Annotated in this window: 14 protein-coding genes; 11 read left to right on the forward strand and 3 right to left on the reverse strand. The window is 49.5% G+C overall.

All coding sequences use genetic code 11. The features are described 5' to 3' along the window. The first annotated feature begins 116 nt into the window (after positions 1-116). The 10 genes from fusA (at position 117) to ACFX4O_RS09500 (ending at position 9900) form a co-directional block, all read left to right on the forward strand. Complete coding sequence (gene fusA, locus ACFX4O_RS09455; protein ID WP_380208319.1) at positions 117-2219, forward strand: elongation factor G; 2103 nt, start codon at positions 117-119, stop codon at positions 2217-2219. A gap of 216 nt (positions 2220-2435) precedes the next feature. Continuing rightward, on the forward strand, positions 2436-2789 hold the full coding sequence (locus ACFX4O_RS09460) for a type II toxin-antitoxin system RelE/ParE family toxin (RefSeq protein ID WP_165501930.1): 354 nt from the start codon (positions 2436-2438) through the stop codon (positions 2787-2789). 4 nt (positions 2790-2793) lie between these two features. Further along, the gene (locus ACFX4O_RS09465) at positions 2794-3096 is read left to right on the forward strand and encodes a helix-turn-helix transcriptional regulator (RefSeq protein WP_131412090.1); all 303 of its coding nucleotides are present in this window, start codon (positions 2794-2796) and stop codon (positions 3094-3096) included. 83 nt (positions 3097-3179) lie between these two features. Further along, positions 3180-4130 carry a L,D-transpeptidase gene (gene ldtA / locus ACFX4O_RS09470; RefSeq protein ID WP_380208853.1) on the forward strand — a complete coding sequence of 317 codons (951 nt, stop codon included), beginning with the start codon at positions 3180-3182 and terminating at the stop codon, positions 4128-4130. Positions 4131-4273: 143 nt separating this feature from the next. Continuing rightward, positions 4274-5299 (forward strand): LLM class flavin-dependent oxidoreductase, encoded by a 1026-nt coding sequence (locus ACFX4O_RS09475; RefSeq protein WP_380208322.1) that lies wholly within the window; start codon positions 4274-4276, stop codon positions 5297-5299. A gap of 411 nt (positions 5300-5710) precedes the next feature. Beyond that, positions 5711-7345 carry a carbohydrate porin gene (locus ACFX4O_RS09480; RefSeq protein ID WP_380208324.1) on the forward strand — a complete coding sequence of 545 codons (1635 nt, stop codon included), beginning with the start codon at positions 5711-5713 and terminating at the stop codon, positions 7343-7345. Positions 7346-7576: 231 nt separating this feature from the next. Next, positions 7577-8158 (forward strand): hypothetical protein, encoded by a 582-nt coding sequence (locus ACFX4O_RS09485; protein ID WP_380208325.1) that lies wholly within the window; start codon positions 7577-7579, stop codon positions 8156-8158. Between the two features lie 187 nt (positions 8159-8345). Continuing rightward, entirely contained in the window at positions 8346-8822 is a 477-nt protein-coding gene (locus ACFX4O_RS09490; protein ID WP_131412096.1) for a cold-shock protein, read from the forward strand. Positions 8823-9079: 257 nt separating this feature from the next. Further along, on the forward strand, positions 9080-9619 hold the full coding sequence (locus ACFX4O_RS09495; RefSeq protein ID WP_380208328.1) for a DUF2058 domain-containing protein: 540 nt from the start codon (positions 9080-9082) through the stop codon (positions 9617-9619). Between the two features lie 35 nt (positions 9620-9654). Continuing rightward, complete coding sequence (locus ACFX4O_RS09500; RefSeq protein ID WP_131412100.1) at positions 9655-9900, forward strand: DUF2543 family protein; 246 nt, start codon at positions 9655-9657, stop codon at positions 9898-9900. Positions 9901-10002: 102 nt separating this feature from the next. Here the strand turns inward: ACFX4O_RS09500 and ACFX4O_RS09505 are convergent, their stop codons facing one another. Together ACFX4O_RS09505 and ACFX4O_RS09510 are read right to left on the reverse strand one after the other, a co-directional pair. Then, complete coding sequence (locus ACFX4O_RS09505; protein WP_380208330.1) at positions 10003-10512, reverse strand: hypothetical protein; 510 nt, start codon at positions 10510-10512, stop codon at positions 10003-10005. 529 nt (positions 10513-11041) lie between these two features. Continuing rightward, entirely contained in the window at positions 11042-11377 is a 336-nt protein-coding gene (locus ACFX4O_RS09510) for a gamma-glutamylcyclotransferase family protein (RefSeq protein WP_380208331.1), read from the reverse strand. Between the two features lie 336 nt (positions 11378-11713). On the opposite strand from ACFX4O_RS09510, the gene ACFX4O_RS09515 reads away from it, so the two are divergent. Then, positions 11714-13021 carry an MFS transporter gene (locus ACFX4O_RS09515; RefSeq protein ID WP_380208333.1) on the forward strand — a complete coding sequence of 436 codons (1308 nt, stop codon included), beginning with the start codon at positions 11714-11716 and terminating at the stop codon, positions 13019-13021. 108 nt (positions 13022-13129) lie between these two features. Here the strand turns inward: ACFX4O_RS09515 and ACFX4O_RS09520 are convergent, their stop codons facing one another. Then, positions 13130-14308 (reverse strand): dienelactone hydrolase family protein, encoded by a 1179-nt coding sequence (locus ACFX4O_RS09520; protein ID WP_380208335.1) that lies wholly within the window; start codon positions 14306-14308, stop codon positions 13130-13132. Positions 14309-14701 lie beyond the last annotated feature (393 nt).

Here is a 14701-nt window from a genome sequence, read left to right on the forward strand (position 1 = left end):
TAAGAATAGCAAAAATAGTTCGAATATACTCGTACAGTTGTACTATTATAGACGCCGTGAATGAATAGCGGCCAATTCCGGTCGCGAACGAACAGTCAAATGACTAAGGACGCATCATGCCCCGACCCATCCCCCTCGAACGTTATCGCAACATCGGTATCTCCGCGCATATCGATGCCGGTAAAACAACCACCACTGAGCGCATCCTGTTTTACACCGGGATGAGCCACAAACTGGGTGAAGTACACGATGGCGCGGCAACCACCGACTGGATGGCGCAGGAGCAAGAGCGCGGTATTACCATTACGTCTGCGGCGGTAAGTTGCTTCTGGCCTGGCATGGACAGAGGTTTTGAGCCGCACCGCATCAACATTATCGACACCCCCGGGCACGTGGATTTCACCATTGAGGTGGAACGTTCCATGCGCGTGCTCGACGGCGCGGTAATGGTGTATGACTCCGTGGGTGGCGTGCAGCCGCAGTCGGAAACCGTGTGGCGTCAGGCCAATAAATACCACGTGCCGCGTCTCGCCTTCGTCAACAAGATGGATCGCCCCGGCGCGGATTTTTTCCGCGTGGTGCAGATGATGATCGACCGCCTGAAAGCCAACCCGGTGCCGATTGTGATCCCGATCGGCGCGGAAGAGCATTTCACCGGCGTGGTGGATTTGATCAAAATGCGCGAAATCATCTGGGATGACGCGACGCAAGGAATGAGCTTTAGCTACGGCCCGGTGCCGGATGATCTGCTGGCGACGGCGCAAGAGTGGCGCGAGAAAATGATCTCTGCGGCGGCGGAAGCCAGCGACGAGCTGATGGATAAATATCTGGAAACCGGCTCGCTGGACGAAGCGGAAATCATTACCGGGCTGCGCAAACGCACTGTCGCGGGTGAAATTCAGCCGATGCTATGCGGCAGCGCCTTCAAAAACAAAGGTGTGCAGCGCATGCTCGATGCTGTGGTGGAGCTGATGCCGTCGCCGCTGGATATTCCGGCCATTCAGGGCGTGGATGAAAAAGGCCAACCGGCAGAGCGCCATCCCACTGATGACGAACCGTTCTCGGCGCTGGCGTTCAAACTGATGACTGACCCGTATGTTGGCCAGCTTACCTTTATCCGCGTCTATTCCGGCGTGCTGAAAAAAGGCGATGCGGTTTACAACCCGGTGAAAGGCAAGAAAGAGCGCATTGGGCGTATTGTGCAGATGCATGCCAACGATCGCCACGAGGTGGATGAGCTGCGCGCCGGTGATATTGCCGCCTGTGTTGGCCTGAAAGATGTCACGACCGGCGACACGTTAAGCGACCCGGATAAAGTGATCACCCTGGAGCGCATGGAGTTCCCTGAGCCGGTGATTTCGCTCGCGATTGAGCCGAAAACCAAAGCGGATCAGGAAAAAATGGGCATCGCGTTGCAGCGGCTGGCGTCGGAAGACCCATCATTCCGCCTGCATACTGACGAGGAATCCGGGCAGACGATTATTTCCGGGATGGGCGAGTTGCATCTGGAAATTATTGTCGACCGCATGAAACGTGAGTTTGGCGTGGAGGCCAATATAGGTCGCCCGCAGGTTACCTATCGTGAAACCTTGCGTAAAACCGTGAAGGATATCGAAGGTAAATTTGTGCGCCAGTCCGGTGGTAAAGGGCAGTATGGTCACGTGGTACTGACGCTTGAACCGCTGAAGCCGGGTAGTGGCTTTGTATTTGAAGACGCGACCAAAGGCGGCGTGGTGCCGCGCGAGTACATTCCTTCAGTGGAAAAAGGCCTGCGTGAAGCCATGAACAACGGCGTGCTGGCGGGTTACCCGGTGGTCGATGTGAAAGCAACCCTGACATTTGGTTCCTATCACGATGTTGACTCCTCGGAAATGGCCTTCCGCATGGCAGCAATCTTTGGCTTCAAAGAGGGCGCACGCAAAGCGGATCCGGCAATCCTTGAGCCGATCATGCATGTTGAAGTGGAAACGCCGGAAGAGTACGCCGGGAACATTATGGGCGATCTCTCCTCCCGTCGCGGGATGGTGCAGGGCATGGAAGAGCGCTTTGGTAGCCAGATTATCCGCGCCGACGTGCCGCTGGCTGAGATGTTCGGCTACTCCACCACGCTGCGCTCCATGTCGCAAGGCCGCGCGACCTACAGCATGGAGTTCCACCACTATGCGGAAGCGCCGCGCAACGTGGCAGATGATATCATCGCCAGCCGCGTAAAAGCATAACGCATACGCTGTTACGGCAAACCCCGCCTCGGCGGGGTTTTTTCTTGTATGAAGCCGGGTCGCAAAATCAATGCAACGTTGCATTTTGTTTTTGATATCCAGGAATTACTCTTCCAATGCTGCACATCCTCGCATGCATGCACTCACCGAACACCGCATTATTTGAATATAGAATTGTATCTATATAGTTTTTGATCTATATTAATGAGGTGTGCTGTGTGGCAGATAACAATGACGCAGACGTTTGAACGCTGGTTTGATGCATTGGATGACAAAGATCGCACCCGTGTGCTGGCGGCACTGATGGTGCTTCGGGCTAAAGGTCCGCAGTTACCAAGGCCTTACGCGGATACGGTAAAAGGCTCGCGTTATAACAATATGAAGGAGCTACGTATACAAAGCCGGGGCGATCCGTTTCGGGTTTTCTATGCCTTTGATCCACAGCGCGTGGGCATATTGCTTTGTGCAGGTAACAAGGCGAGCGATGAAAAACGCTTTTATGATGTGATGATCCAGCTTGCAGATCGGGAGCTAACGCGCCATCTGCACAAGATTAAAATCAAGGAGTAACACGATGAGCAAAACGCTGGAACAGCTAATTGCCGAACAAAAGGCCGATGTTGTCACCGCTGCGCAGTCACTCGCGCAGGAGATGCTGCTCAACATCCACCTTGCCGAACTGCGTGAGCGGGTACAAAAAACGCAGAACGAGATGGCGCAGGAACTCGGTTTGAAGCAGCCAACGGTGGCAGTGATGGAAAAGCAAGGGCGCGATATTAAACTTTCCACGCTGAAGCGCTATGTGGAAGCGACAGGCAGCAAGCTACGTATTGATATTGAGCTGCCGGATGGCTCGCATTATGGCTTTGCGCTGTGAAGCGATAACGTGCTGTAAAAAAGAGAAAACCCGCAAAGCAAACTATGATTAGCAAACACCCGTTGCGCCCCGAGGATGAGATGATGCGCTGCGTTAAACTGCTTTGTTGTTGTGTTGCTTTATTCTGCGCCCAGGGCGCACAGGCGGTGAGCTATCCACTGCCGCCGGAGGGTAGCCGTCTGGTCGGAACCCCGCAAACTATTACCATTGCGCAGGGAAATACGTTACCGCTGGAAGCGTTTGCTGCGAAGTACGGACAAGGGCTGAGTAATATGCTTGAAGCCAATCCGGATGCCGATCCTTTTTTACCTAAAGCCGGTTCACAACTGGTCATTCCACAGCAGGTGATCCTGCCCGCTACCGTCCGCGAAGGCATTGTGATTAACGTTGCGGAAATGCGCCTCTACTATTACCCCAAAGATTCGAATACGGTCGAGATCTTACCGATTGGCATCGGCCAGGCCGGACGCGAAACACCGCGCAACTGGGTTACGGCGGTGGAGCGCAAGCAGGAAGGTCCAACCTGGACACCCACGGCGAATACCCGAAAAGCGTACGAGAAAGAGGGGAAAAATCTCCCCGCGTTTGTACCCGCCGGGCCGGATAACCCGATGGGGCTTTATGCTATTTATATCGGGAAGCTGTATGCCATCCACGGCACGAATGCCAATTTTGGCATTGGGCTGCGCGTCAGCCAGGGGTGCATCCGTTTGCGCAGCGACGACATCAAATACCTGTTCGACAATGTACCAGTGGGAACGCGGGTGCAGATTATCGACCAGCCGGTCAAAATAACCACCGAGCCGGATGGCAGCAGTTGGGTGGAAGTGCACGAGCCGCTATCCCGCAATCGCGCCGAATTTGAGTCCAGCAACAAAGTGCCGCTGCCTGCCACCCCGGTGCTACATGCGCTGATGAAAGGCGAAGGCATTGATGCTAACCGTGCAACCCAGGAACTGGAGCGCCGTTCCGGTATGCCGGTAAATATTAGCGTGGCTGGTGTGAATACCCCGATTGATAAACAACCGCTATAGAATGGTTAATCAATTAATTTGAATCATTAGGTTAAACAATCGGTATTTATTCTTCGCATGGAGTGCGTAGAGTAGGGCAATCTTGGGCGGGAAACGACACTCCGTCTGCTGATTACCTCTCTGAACAGAAGGACAACAACGCCATGAAGAAGATCGGATTTTTGTCATTTGGTCACTGGACACCTTCGCCGCAATCCGCGACGCGTTCGGCGGCTGATACGCTGCTGCAATCTCTCGATCTGGCGGTTGCCGCTGAAGAACTCGGTGCGGACGGCGCGTATTTTCGTGTCCACCACTTTGCCCGTCAGCTCAGTTCACCCTTCCCGCTGTTGGCTGCTATTGGTGCCAAAACGCACAAAATAGAGATTGGCACCGGCGTTATTGATATGCGCTATGAAAACCCGCTGTATATGGCAGAAGATGCCGGTGCGGCGGATTTGATTTCTGGCGGGCGTTTGCAACTGGGTATCAGCCGGGGTTCACCGGAACAAGTTATTGATGGCTGGCGCTATTTTGGCTATCAGCCGGCGGAAGGCGAAACCGATGCGGATATGGCGCGCCATCATACGGAAACGTTTCTGGATGTGCTGCGCGGAGAAGGGTTTGCGAAACCTAACCCGCAACCGATGTTCCCGAACCCGCCTGGGTTGCTGCGCCCGGAACCTTGGTCTGAAGGTTTGCGCGAACGCATCTGGTGGGGCGCAGGCTCGAATGCGACAGCGGTTTGGGCGGCGAAACTGGGGATGAATCTGCAAAGCTCGACGCTGAAAGATGATGAAACCGGCGAACCGTTCCATATCCAGCAGGCGCAGCAGATTCGTGCCTACCGTGAAGCCTGGAAAGCGGCAGGACACCTGCGCACACCGCGCGTTTCTGTCAGTCGCAGTATCTTTGCGCTGATGAACGATCGCGATCGGGCTTACTTTGGTGGCAGCCGTGACGATAGCGATAAAATCGGCTTCCTTGATGAGAAAACTCGCGCTGTTTTTGGCCGCAGCTACGCCGCAGAACCGGATAAATTGATCGAACAGTTGAAAAAGGATGAAGCCATTGCTGAAGCGGATACGCTACTGCTGACAGTGCCGAATCAATTGGGCGTGGATTATAATGCGCACGTGATTGAGTCGATTCTTAAGCATGTGGCACCTGAGATGGGCTGGCGTGATTGATTTGAAACTCTGCGCGAGTTCACAAATTAACGTCGCCATGTATTACGAGACTTGTCAGTGAATTAAAAGCCAGTATTCTGTGGCAAGACAAGTTGGATTGTAACCGTATTCGTTATTACCCGATGCGGGCAAAACCTGAATCATTTTCTGAGCGTAACAGCGCCGGAAAGCGATTCAGGTTTTTTTTTGCTTGCTTAATGGCGGCAAACAATTTTTAGGGGATAAACAGTCATCCTGATGGCGGATTTGTTATGCAAAAAATTTAAGCGGTAACACCACTGTAAAATAACCGGTGCGGGCATCGCACTGGCGATGAAAAAATAATGAATAACCGGATACGAATTCAACGTGTCAGGCGGAATTTTATTGCTCAAAAAAACTCAGTCACCTTACTTTATCGGGGCTTTACTTATGGAAAAAAAGATAATAAATAAAAAATACCAGTTGAAATGGATTGTCGTGTTAATCACCTCGGCGATTATCTCTAATAGTGCGATAGCCGCAAAATTAACCGTTGAACAACGGCTGGAATTACTGGAGAGACAACTCGCGGAAAACCAGCAGGAATTAAAAGCCACGAAACAAGAACTACTGCAATATAAAAAATATGTTGATAAAGAGTCGCAGAGTAGTGCTTCAGGCATAGTGGCAAATAACAGCATTAAAAGTGTCGATAAAACACCGACTACCTTATCAACACATGTGGTTCCTGCTAGTGCGACGAAAGTCACTGGCGCAACGCCCGCGCAGGACGTGACGCTGGCGGATATCAGTAAATATGTGAAAAACGATATCGGTTTTGAATATTCAGGCTATTTTCGTTCGGGTTGGTCAACCGGTACGCGTGGCGCGCCAAAATCTTATGCGATAGGGTCTTTGGGCCGTTTTGGACAGGAAAACAGCGCCTGGTTTGATCTGCAATTATCGCAGAAGGTTTACGATTCTGGCGGTAAAGTGGCGAAAGCGGTTGTGATGCTGGATGGCAACGTCGGCCAGCAATATAACGCAGGCTGGTTTGACAGCACCTCGGAAAACGTATTGCAGTTCTCCGATATCTATCTGACAACGAAAGGTTTTCTGCCATTCGCCCCTGACGCCGATTTTTGGGTAGGCAAGCATAACTTGCCGGTGTACGAAATCCAGATGCTGGACTGGAAAAGCCATCGCACCAATGCGGGTTCTGGTTTGGGGATTGAGAACTGGCAGCTTGGTCCGGGTAAGCTGAATATCGCGGTAACACGAGAAGATGTTAAAGCTCACGCGGTGGATTACACTACTTCAGGTTATTCTCAACAGGTAAACGCCAATAGCGCGGAAGTGCGTTATAAAGAAATTCCCTTGTGGGAGAAAGCCACGCTGGAGGTCTTTGGTCGTTATGCCATGCCGAACGAAACCGATGATAATCATAAAAACGAGAATGACGGCAGTTATTACAGCGTGAAAGACGCCTGGCATGCTGGGCTTATTCTGCGGCAGAATTTTAACAGCGGGGGATTTAATGAGCTGACACTGCAGGGAGCGGATAATTCGATCGCCAGTGGCTTTGCGCTTATTTCTGACTCGAACCCGACCTATGGTTATAACGATCAATACTATGGCGAGCACACCAACGGTAAAGCATTTCGCGTTGTTTCACAGGGCGAGAATTACTTGCGCCCGGATGTCATTATGGCGCACGCTTTGGTTTATGCACACGGCAATGATATTTACGACTATAACACCGGTGCGCATACTGATTTTAATTCCGTACGTGCCGTCGTTCGCCCGGCCTATATCTGGGATAGCTTTAACCAAACCGGTGTAGAGCTTGCCTGGTTCGATCAAAAAAATAAAGCAGGTGGGGATGAATTTCATGAGTCAGGCTATAAAACCACGCTTTATCACGCCTTGAAGGTGGACACTAGTTTATTGACCTCGCGCCCGGAAATTCGTTTCTACGGAACATACCTGAAAGTGAAGGATAACGGCATTAGTCAGTTTGAATTCGCCGATGCGAAAAGCGACCAATTTACTGTCGGTGTACAGGCAGAAGTGTGGTGGAAATAATCGGTCGCTAAAACATGAGACCTGTACAATGATTTGAACCCATCATTCACGCGGGTATGTATCACCTGAGTTTGGCCGTGTGCCAGACTCAGTTTTTTATGCCTTTCAGATTCTTCCTGGTAGTATATTTTCATCGCCCCCTTTTTTTGGTAGCTAAATGTATTTTCTATCATTTTGCTTAAAGAGCATAATTGTGCCGAAATGCAGGATTAATACTTACTGGGGATACAAATGCACAGAGTGTTAACGCTATTGCTGTCGGTTTTACTTGCCGGGTGCATCAGTTCCCCGCAAAAAGCGCAATATAACGCAGAATACGCGAACCGCCAGGATATCCGGGCGCATGACACCTACCGCTTCATGACGAAACCTGTCAAAGCCAGTGGGGAAAAATATTGGGGCGCAGGGGACTTAGCCCAACTTTTCTATGTTATTGATGATAAAGCGGTAGTGGTTGATTTACGCTTTAACTATCCGGCGAAGTCAATGCAGGTCACAGCACGCGACGCGCAAAACAACGTGTTGCGTGAGAGAACGTTTATCCTGCTGGATGAATCAGCGAGTAAACCGGCTGACACGGATATGAGCTACTTTTATCTGGCAAAAGAGGGTGAGTTATTCACTAAGTCCCGAAATTGCACCCCCGATATGAGTGCGGGTTGCCGGTGGTGGAACTATAAACTGTTTATTACTCACAACGCAGACCTGGCGGTGCAATATGAGCACGGTGCGGCGGGTTTAGCTTTTTTAGTTTTCCCTATGTACGATGTCAGCCAAAACCTTGAGATTTTCCCGAAAGCGACGGGCGGCTGAACCTGGCTGCCGTTAAAAGTATAACCTTCCGATTGTGCGGCTCTTTTATCAAGCGCCGCACTCCGCTTTGCAGTGCAGAAATTTATCACCAACACTTAAGCCAAAGACGTAGTCGGCGCAGGCATTGTGTTTTACACTGCGCGCAGCAAAAACAGAGCAAATGAACGATTAAGTAGGTGGTAAGGCGATGAACGGAAAGATCACAACCTGGTTTAAAGATAAAGGTTTTGGATTTATCAAAGATGAAAACGGGGAAAACCGTTACTTTCATGTGATTAAGGTCGCCAACCCTGAGTTGATAAAAAAAGATGCGGCGGTAACTTTCGAACCCACGACAAACAACAAAGGGTTGTCTGCTTATGCAGTGAAAGTGGTGCCGGAAAGCAAATACATTTTTATCGCAGGTGAACGAATTAAGCTCACTTCGATCAAATCTTATCTGGTGTACAGCGAGGAAGTTTCTGCCGATACCCGCATCGATAAAGAGAATGCGGTGCTGTCTGTTGGCGCGCTGATGGGGAGTATAAGACCGAAATCGGATACTAAGCCTGGTGAAATGCGCTCGCTAAAAAAACTGGCAATCACCACCTTTCAGGGAACGACCTTCATCTTTTCTGAAGACGAGATAGACGTGGATGCAACGGTCAAGCTGCTTAAAGTCTAAAAGCAGATTGGTTTGCTGCCGAAACCGGCGTTTTTATAAACCGTGTTTCGGCATCGTTTACTGTGCGCCATGCGCCATGGTATCCACTTTTCTGCTCAATCTGGCCCGCCAGGGCAAAGCTTTCGCGCCATGGTGTATGTGGAATGGCGAGCGCAATGTCTGCTCTTCGCGGGTAATGAGTAGATTCCGCAATCTGGTCTCCTGGCAGTAATTACAGCTATAATCCGACACATTGTTCAACCGGTTTACAGACGAAAATGACAAAACTCACCTTACAAGAGCAGATGCTCAAAGCGGGATTAGTAACCAGTAAGAAAATGGCCAAAGTCCAACGCACTGCCAAAAAATCACGCGTCCAGGCCCGTGAGGCAAGAGAGGCAGTGGAAGAAAATAAAAAAGCACAGCTTGAGCGCGATAAGCAGTTAAATGAGCAACAAAAACAAGCTGCGTTATCAAAAGAATATAAAGCGCAGGTGAAACAACTTATTGAAATGAACAGGATCACCATTGCCAAAGGCAATATTGACTTTAATTTCACCGATAATAAGTTAATTAAAAAAATAGCGGTGGATAAAAATACACAGGCACAACTGATCAGTGGCCGCCTTGCGATTGCTCGTTTAGTTGTGGATACCAATGGTGAGAGTGAATACGCGATTATTCCTGCAGTCGTAGCCGATAAAATCGCCCAGCGGGATGCGAACAGTATTGTATTAAACAGTGCGCTCAGTCAGGAAGCGCAAGATGAAGATGATCCGTATGCCGATTTTAAAGTGCCCGATGATTTGATGTGGTAATAACCACTGTACAATATCTACCTCTGGGGGAATTTATGAATAACGAAGTACCGCTTAAATTTTATGACATCGTGGATGAGTATTCGACGGAAACCGAAAAAACGGTAAAAGAATCAGAACGCGATGCGCTGGCACACTATTTCCAACTGCTGATTACCCGTTTGATGAATAACGAAGAAATCAGCGAAGAGGCGCAGCAAGAGATGGCTAATGAAGCGGGTATCGACGCGCTTCGTATTGATGAGATTGCGACGTTTCTGAATCAGTGGGGCAACGAGTAAGTAACCTCTATTACTGTGATTTCCGAAAGCACGAAAGTGCATTTTTTATGTCCGCTCACAGCTGGAAGCGGACATCGCAAACATCCCCGAACGTGGAAAACATTAGTAGAGGATATTTGCCATCGCTTTGTACCGTTCGGGTAACGCACTGTTTAGCGCCAGGACTTTTTCAAGAATAGAGAATGTCGGTGTCCCTTTAGCGCGTTCGCAATCGACAATCGCGGAACGTATTGTCGCCGCCGCCGAAGAAATGTTGTTGAAATAGTCCTCTGATTCCGCGGTTTGTAATTCGCCTGAAACAGCGTAGCGGACAATTGGCCAGTCTGTAAAATCAATTAATGGGAACGCTTCTTTGTCGGGTGATATGTTGGCTAACAACATCTCTTCTGCTTTTTTTGCATCTGTTTGTGCAGTTGAAAGTAGCTGTAAGCGATATTTCATTTTTGACAGAATATCGGCATTTGCTTTTTTTGACGAGAATGCCGAAATAAAGGCGGATAACTCATCATCAGGCGGGCTGTGATCATAATGCGTTTTTTTCTGTTCTTCTGAGAGAGGTGTGGTGTTATTTGATGCGATCTGAATGAGATAATTTAAAATTTCTAACGTCATTTGATTGGCCTTATAATTTCTCTTGTCGCGATCTGCGTGCGCGGAAGTAAAAATGGTGATGACAGCTTTTTATTGCTGTTAATAAAGCCCCGAATTAAAAATAACTCATAGCATGCGATAATATGTCAGGTTCTTTATATAAACGTTTTTAAAAACGTCCATCAGATCCTATTTCATATTTAAATAGCGTCGCTCAACCAGGCTTACAATATGAGTATCATTGATGGTGTGTCGTTTGAAAAACGAAAAATAGTGCTGCCTGGTGTGAGTTCAACTCAACATGGCTAACCACAATGGGGCTTCCTCTGCTGACGAGCGACTGCCCCTGCGAGAGGTGATACCACCGGTATTCCACTGTTTTGTTTTCATCAACTACGTCCCGGTGTTTCGCAAGCCGCAAGCATTTTGTGGCTTAACGGTTAACGAGGCAGAAGCGCCTCAAAAGGAGGGCTTAGCTCACCAGGATAGCGCAGCAGACTAGCCCCAATCATGAGGCATTGTGCGATAAGAACCGTTAGTCACCGCGCTGCTATGCCTTATTTTGCGGCTGCAGTTGATAAATCCATGCCGTCACTTGCTTGCCATCGAGCGTCTTCACATCCACCTGAACACGATCGTAGCCCGCTTCAAATTCGTCCAGCATCGGCCAATGCCCCGCCAGGTTAGTGGACAAAAACAGATAACCATCAATCCGGGGGCCATCTTTATCCAGCACAAGGCCAGGGTAATCAGCGGCGGCTCCCCAGCCAAATTCGTAAAACGTTCCCGTAACGTAACCCGGTACCCACTCTCCACCGATATTTTCCAGAATATAAGCATTCGCATGGCCGGGGCGAAGTGTACCGTAAACAAATAATGATTCCATTTTTCCTCATTATCTAACGCAATGAATAACCAGCAGAATGATTATCAACATACGTTTAAGTGATGCGGTTCGCAACTGTCTGGAATCGGGCAAGCGGTAGTGGCATAGCGGGGAAATGATTAAGATAATTACCGGGATGGGGAAAGTACTTACTAATAGAATCATTATTTATGCAGGATCAACTGATAGTGTGCTCCTGAAAATCCGCAAGCCATGGCAAACGGTCTATCCTCTTTCCTCAGGATCAGAGTCTTACCCACGTTATTAACCTTACCGGCGGGATTATGAGGCTGACACAAAGCGAAAAGCAAAATTTGCGGCAATGGGATGGGCAGTATGAAAATTGATGTGTTAATGCGCCTCGGACCCCGTTTCTTCTTATTACAGACAGGTACATCGCTGGGCATGGTTTCGGGGCATATTTTTCGCCTGGCCATGGCCTGGTGGTGCCTGCAAGCCACGCACTCGGCAGTCGCTTTTTCTTCACTGAGTGCGATATCCGTGGCGGCAGAGATTTACCTTAAACCGTTTCTGTCGTCATTTGGCGATCACTTCCATCGAATCAAGTTTATTATCGGTTGCCAGTTCGCTGTTTTAGGGGTAATCGCGTTATTCTGCCTGGCAAGTTATCTGGGTTATTTCAACCTGGTGGCTATCACCTCGGGGCTGGTCGTGATGAGTGCTATCTCATCTGTGCGTGAACCGACAATTATGGGGTTAATTCCCGATCTCGTTGCAGAAGGGGAAGTAACGCAAGCCGTATCGCACCGCTCGACCATCAATTCCCTTATTATGTTGATAGGCCCAGTGATTGCGGCTTCGTTTATTTCGCTTTTTTCAGCAGGCGTCGCACTGTCTATTTCGGCGTTGTTTTATGTTTTGTCCTGCATTGCATTTGTTATTTTATTCTTTAAATATGATATTGACGCCATTTCAACGGGTGAAAAGGAGACCTGGTTTCATAAAACGAAAGGGGCATTTAAAGCGATTTATCATGTTAAATCCGAGTTTCATATTGCATTGGTCTCTTCTGTCATTAACTTTACAATGTTCCCTTTCTTTTCCGTGACGATACCATACTGGATTAGCTCTGAATTAAAGCTTCCCGCCAGCTATCTTGGCGCATTCGAATTCTCATTTGCTCTGGGGCTGATTGTTAGCAGTCTTTATATTAACGCCATTGTAAGAGAGTGGGTGGGGCGGCTCAATAATGTTTTATTCGGCTTTATCCTGTTGGGCTGTAGCGTTATGGCGATTGTATTGATGGGAAATATCTATATTTCTATTGTGCTGGCGTTCTTGTGCGGCATGTCGTTTATTTTTATTAATGTCAACCTCAGTACGCTGCGTTCAACGGCCACACCGCGGGATTACCGAACGAGAATGAGCGCTATGGCCGGCTTTTTATCCAGCCTGGCGAATCCTTTTGGCGTGGCCATTGCTGGCTGGTATATCAGTTTATTGGGCGTGGTTCCGTTTACCGTGATTTCCGCTGCCGTTGTGGTGTTCATTGCCCCCGTTATTTTATGTTCGTTTCATTTGCGTCAGGCTCTTTCACTTGATGAAGGTGAAATGAAAGGGTATTACGAGAAAACTTATCCGGCAGCATTTTATAAACGTGGGTCACGCAAACAAGATGCATAAACGATATTCAATAGAAGCACCTTCGGGTTATGACCAGACACCGAATGGGTTGCTGTTCTGGCAACCCATGGTGAATGCGTTTTCTCTGCGACGAGGTTCTGTTCGGGTCTAAGGCGTCTTTTCGGTTACGACACGGTTATTAATGGCGTACACCTTGCATTTTGCTGCGCCCGGACGTTGCTCCTGTTGACAGATACTTAGCGCCGTTTTTGCGGCTTCATGGCTATTTCTGGCCCAGTACGCAGCGCCCCAGTCACCGTCCTCGTCCGTGGCAAAGGCTTTTTCATAGCGTTGTGCTGCTGCATATTCTGAGAACGCCTTCTTCCCGGTGGCATTGAGTGCGGGCGGTGCAGCCAGCTGCGTTTTGGGTAGAGGCACAGCTTCGCTGACCGGTAAATGCTGCTGTTTTAGAAAGGCGGCCACCGTCTGCCACCAAAAATTCTCCGGCGCTGAATCCATAAAGACATGGCCGTTATTGCCGAAAGCGGGCATCGTGATGAATTGCGCCGTATGGTTTTCTTGCTGATAGGCATCGAACATCTCTTTACCCATCGCCGGCGGGAAGGATTTATCATTTTTAGCATACAGCCACAGGGACGGGATCTGCGCTGTTTTCCCGTAACGTGCGTAAGCTTGCAGCAGACCGGCTTTATCGCAGAGTGATTTCCCGTCAATTGCGCCCCTTCCGCCGTCGAAATTAATTAACGCCTTAACGCCCGGTGGATTAGCCGCGCCAGCGGCAATCACCGCAAAACCGCCTGCGGACATCCCGGCGAGGATCGCGTTATCGGGTGCAGCCCACGGCTGGCGGCGCACAGCATCGAGGGCGGCAAGCAGGTTACGGGTGTCTTGCTCCCCAGCCTGCTGATGTAAAGGTTGCGCGCATGAGCCATCGGCATACTCCGCCGCACCGCTTGATTGCCCGTAGCCCTGGCGCAGAACCACAACCGCTGCATAACCGTGGCGCGCAAAGGCGATAGCCGTTGCGGCATAACGGTTCGGGTTGATTATCCAGCGATCAAATTCTGCAGTGCCAACGGTTCCATTAGTGATTAACACCACAGGCTGAGGCGTTTGGCTGGTCATGCGGGTCACAAACGCATCCAGCACGGCCGGCTGACCATTATCTAAGGTCACCGTAAGCAAAAGCGGCTCTCTTACCAGCCCGTCAATCTGTTGGTATTCCGGGGGGTGCCCAATAACATCAGCATGGCCTGCAACAGTAAACAGGAGGAGTGCGGTGGCGAAAAAACGTTTTGCCAGACGAGTCGTAAAACGGTTGTGCATGGTGGTTAACCCTGAAATGTTTGGCCTTGATAGACGCTGCGTGATTGGCGAGCAACTTTACCTGTCGTGCTGGTCACACGTTTTTGTCGTTCTGTCGCGCGGTATTGATTACGCATGTCGATAATTTCTGCAAGCAGTGAGCACTGGATTAAGGTAAGTAAAAATTTTTCAATAGATTACGTTACAGATTCAGCGCGAGGTTGCGCAGGTGGCATGCGCTTTCTGGAAGGGGGAAAACCTTATCGCTCTGCTTAGCGGAGCGATAAAAGCAAAAAGCCTGCTTAAAAGCAGGCTTTTCTCAATCTGGCTCCTCTGACTGGGATCGCCTTTACCAGTAACTGGCTAATAAGTAAACTAAACCTGAATTCCTTTTCTGTCAAGACCACCAGAATG

Source organism: Kosakonia sp. YIM B13571 (genome assembly GCF_042788095.1).
Classification (GTDB): domain Bacteria; phylum Pseudomonadota; class Gammaproteobacteria; order Enterobacterales; family Enterobacteriaceae; genus Kosakonia; species Kosakonia quasisacchari.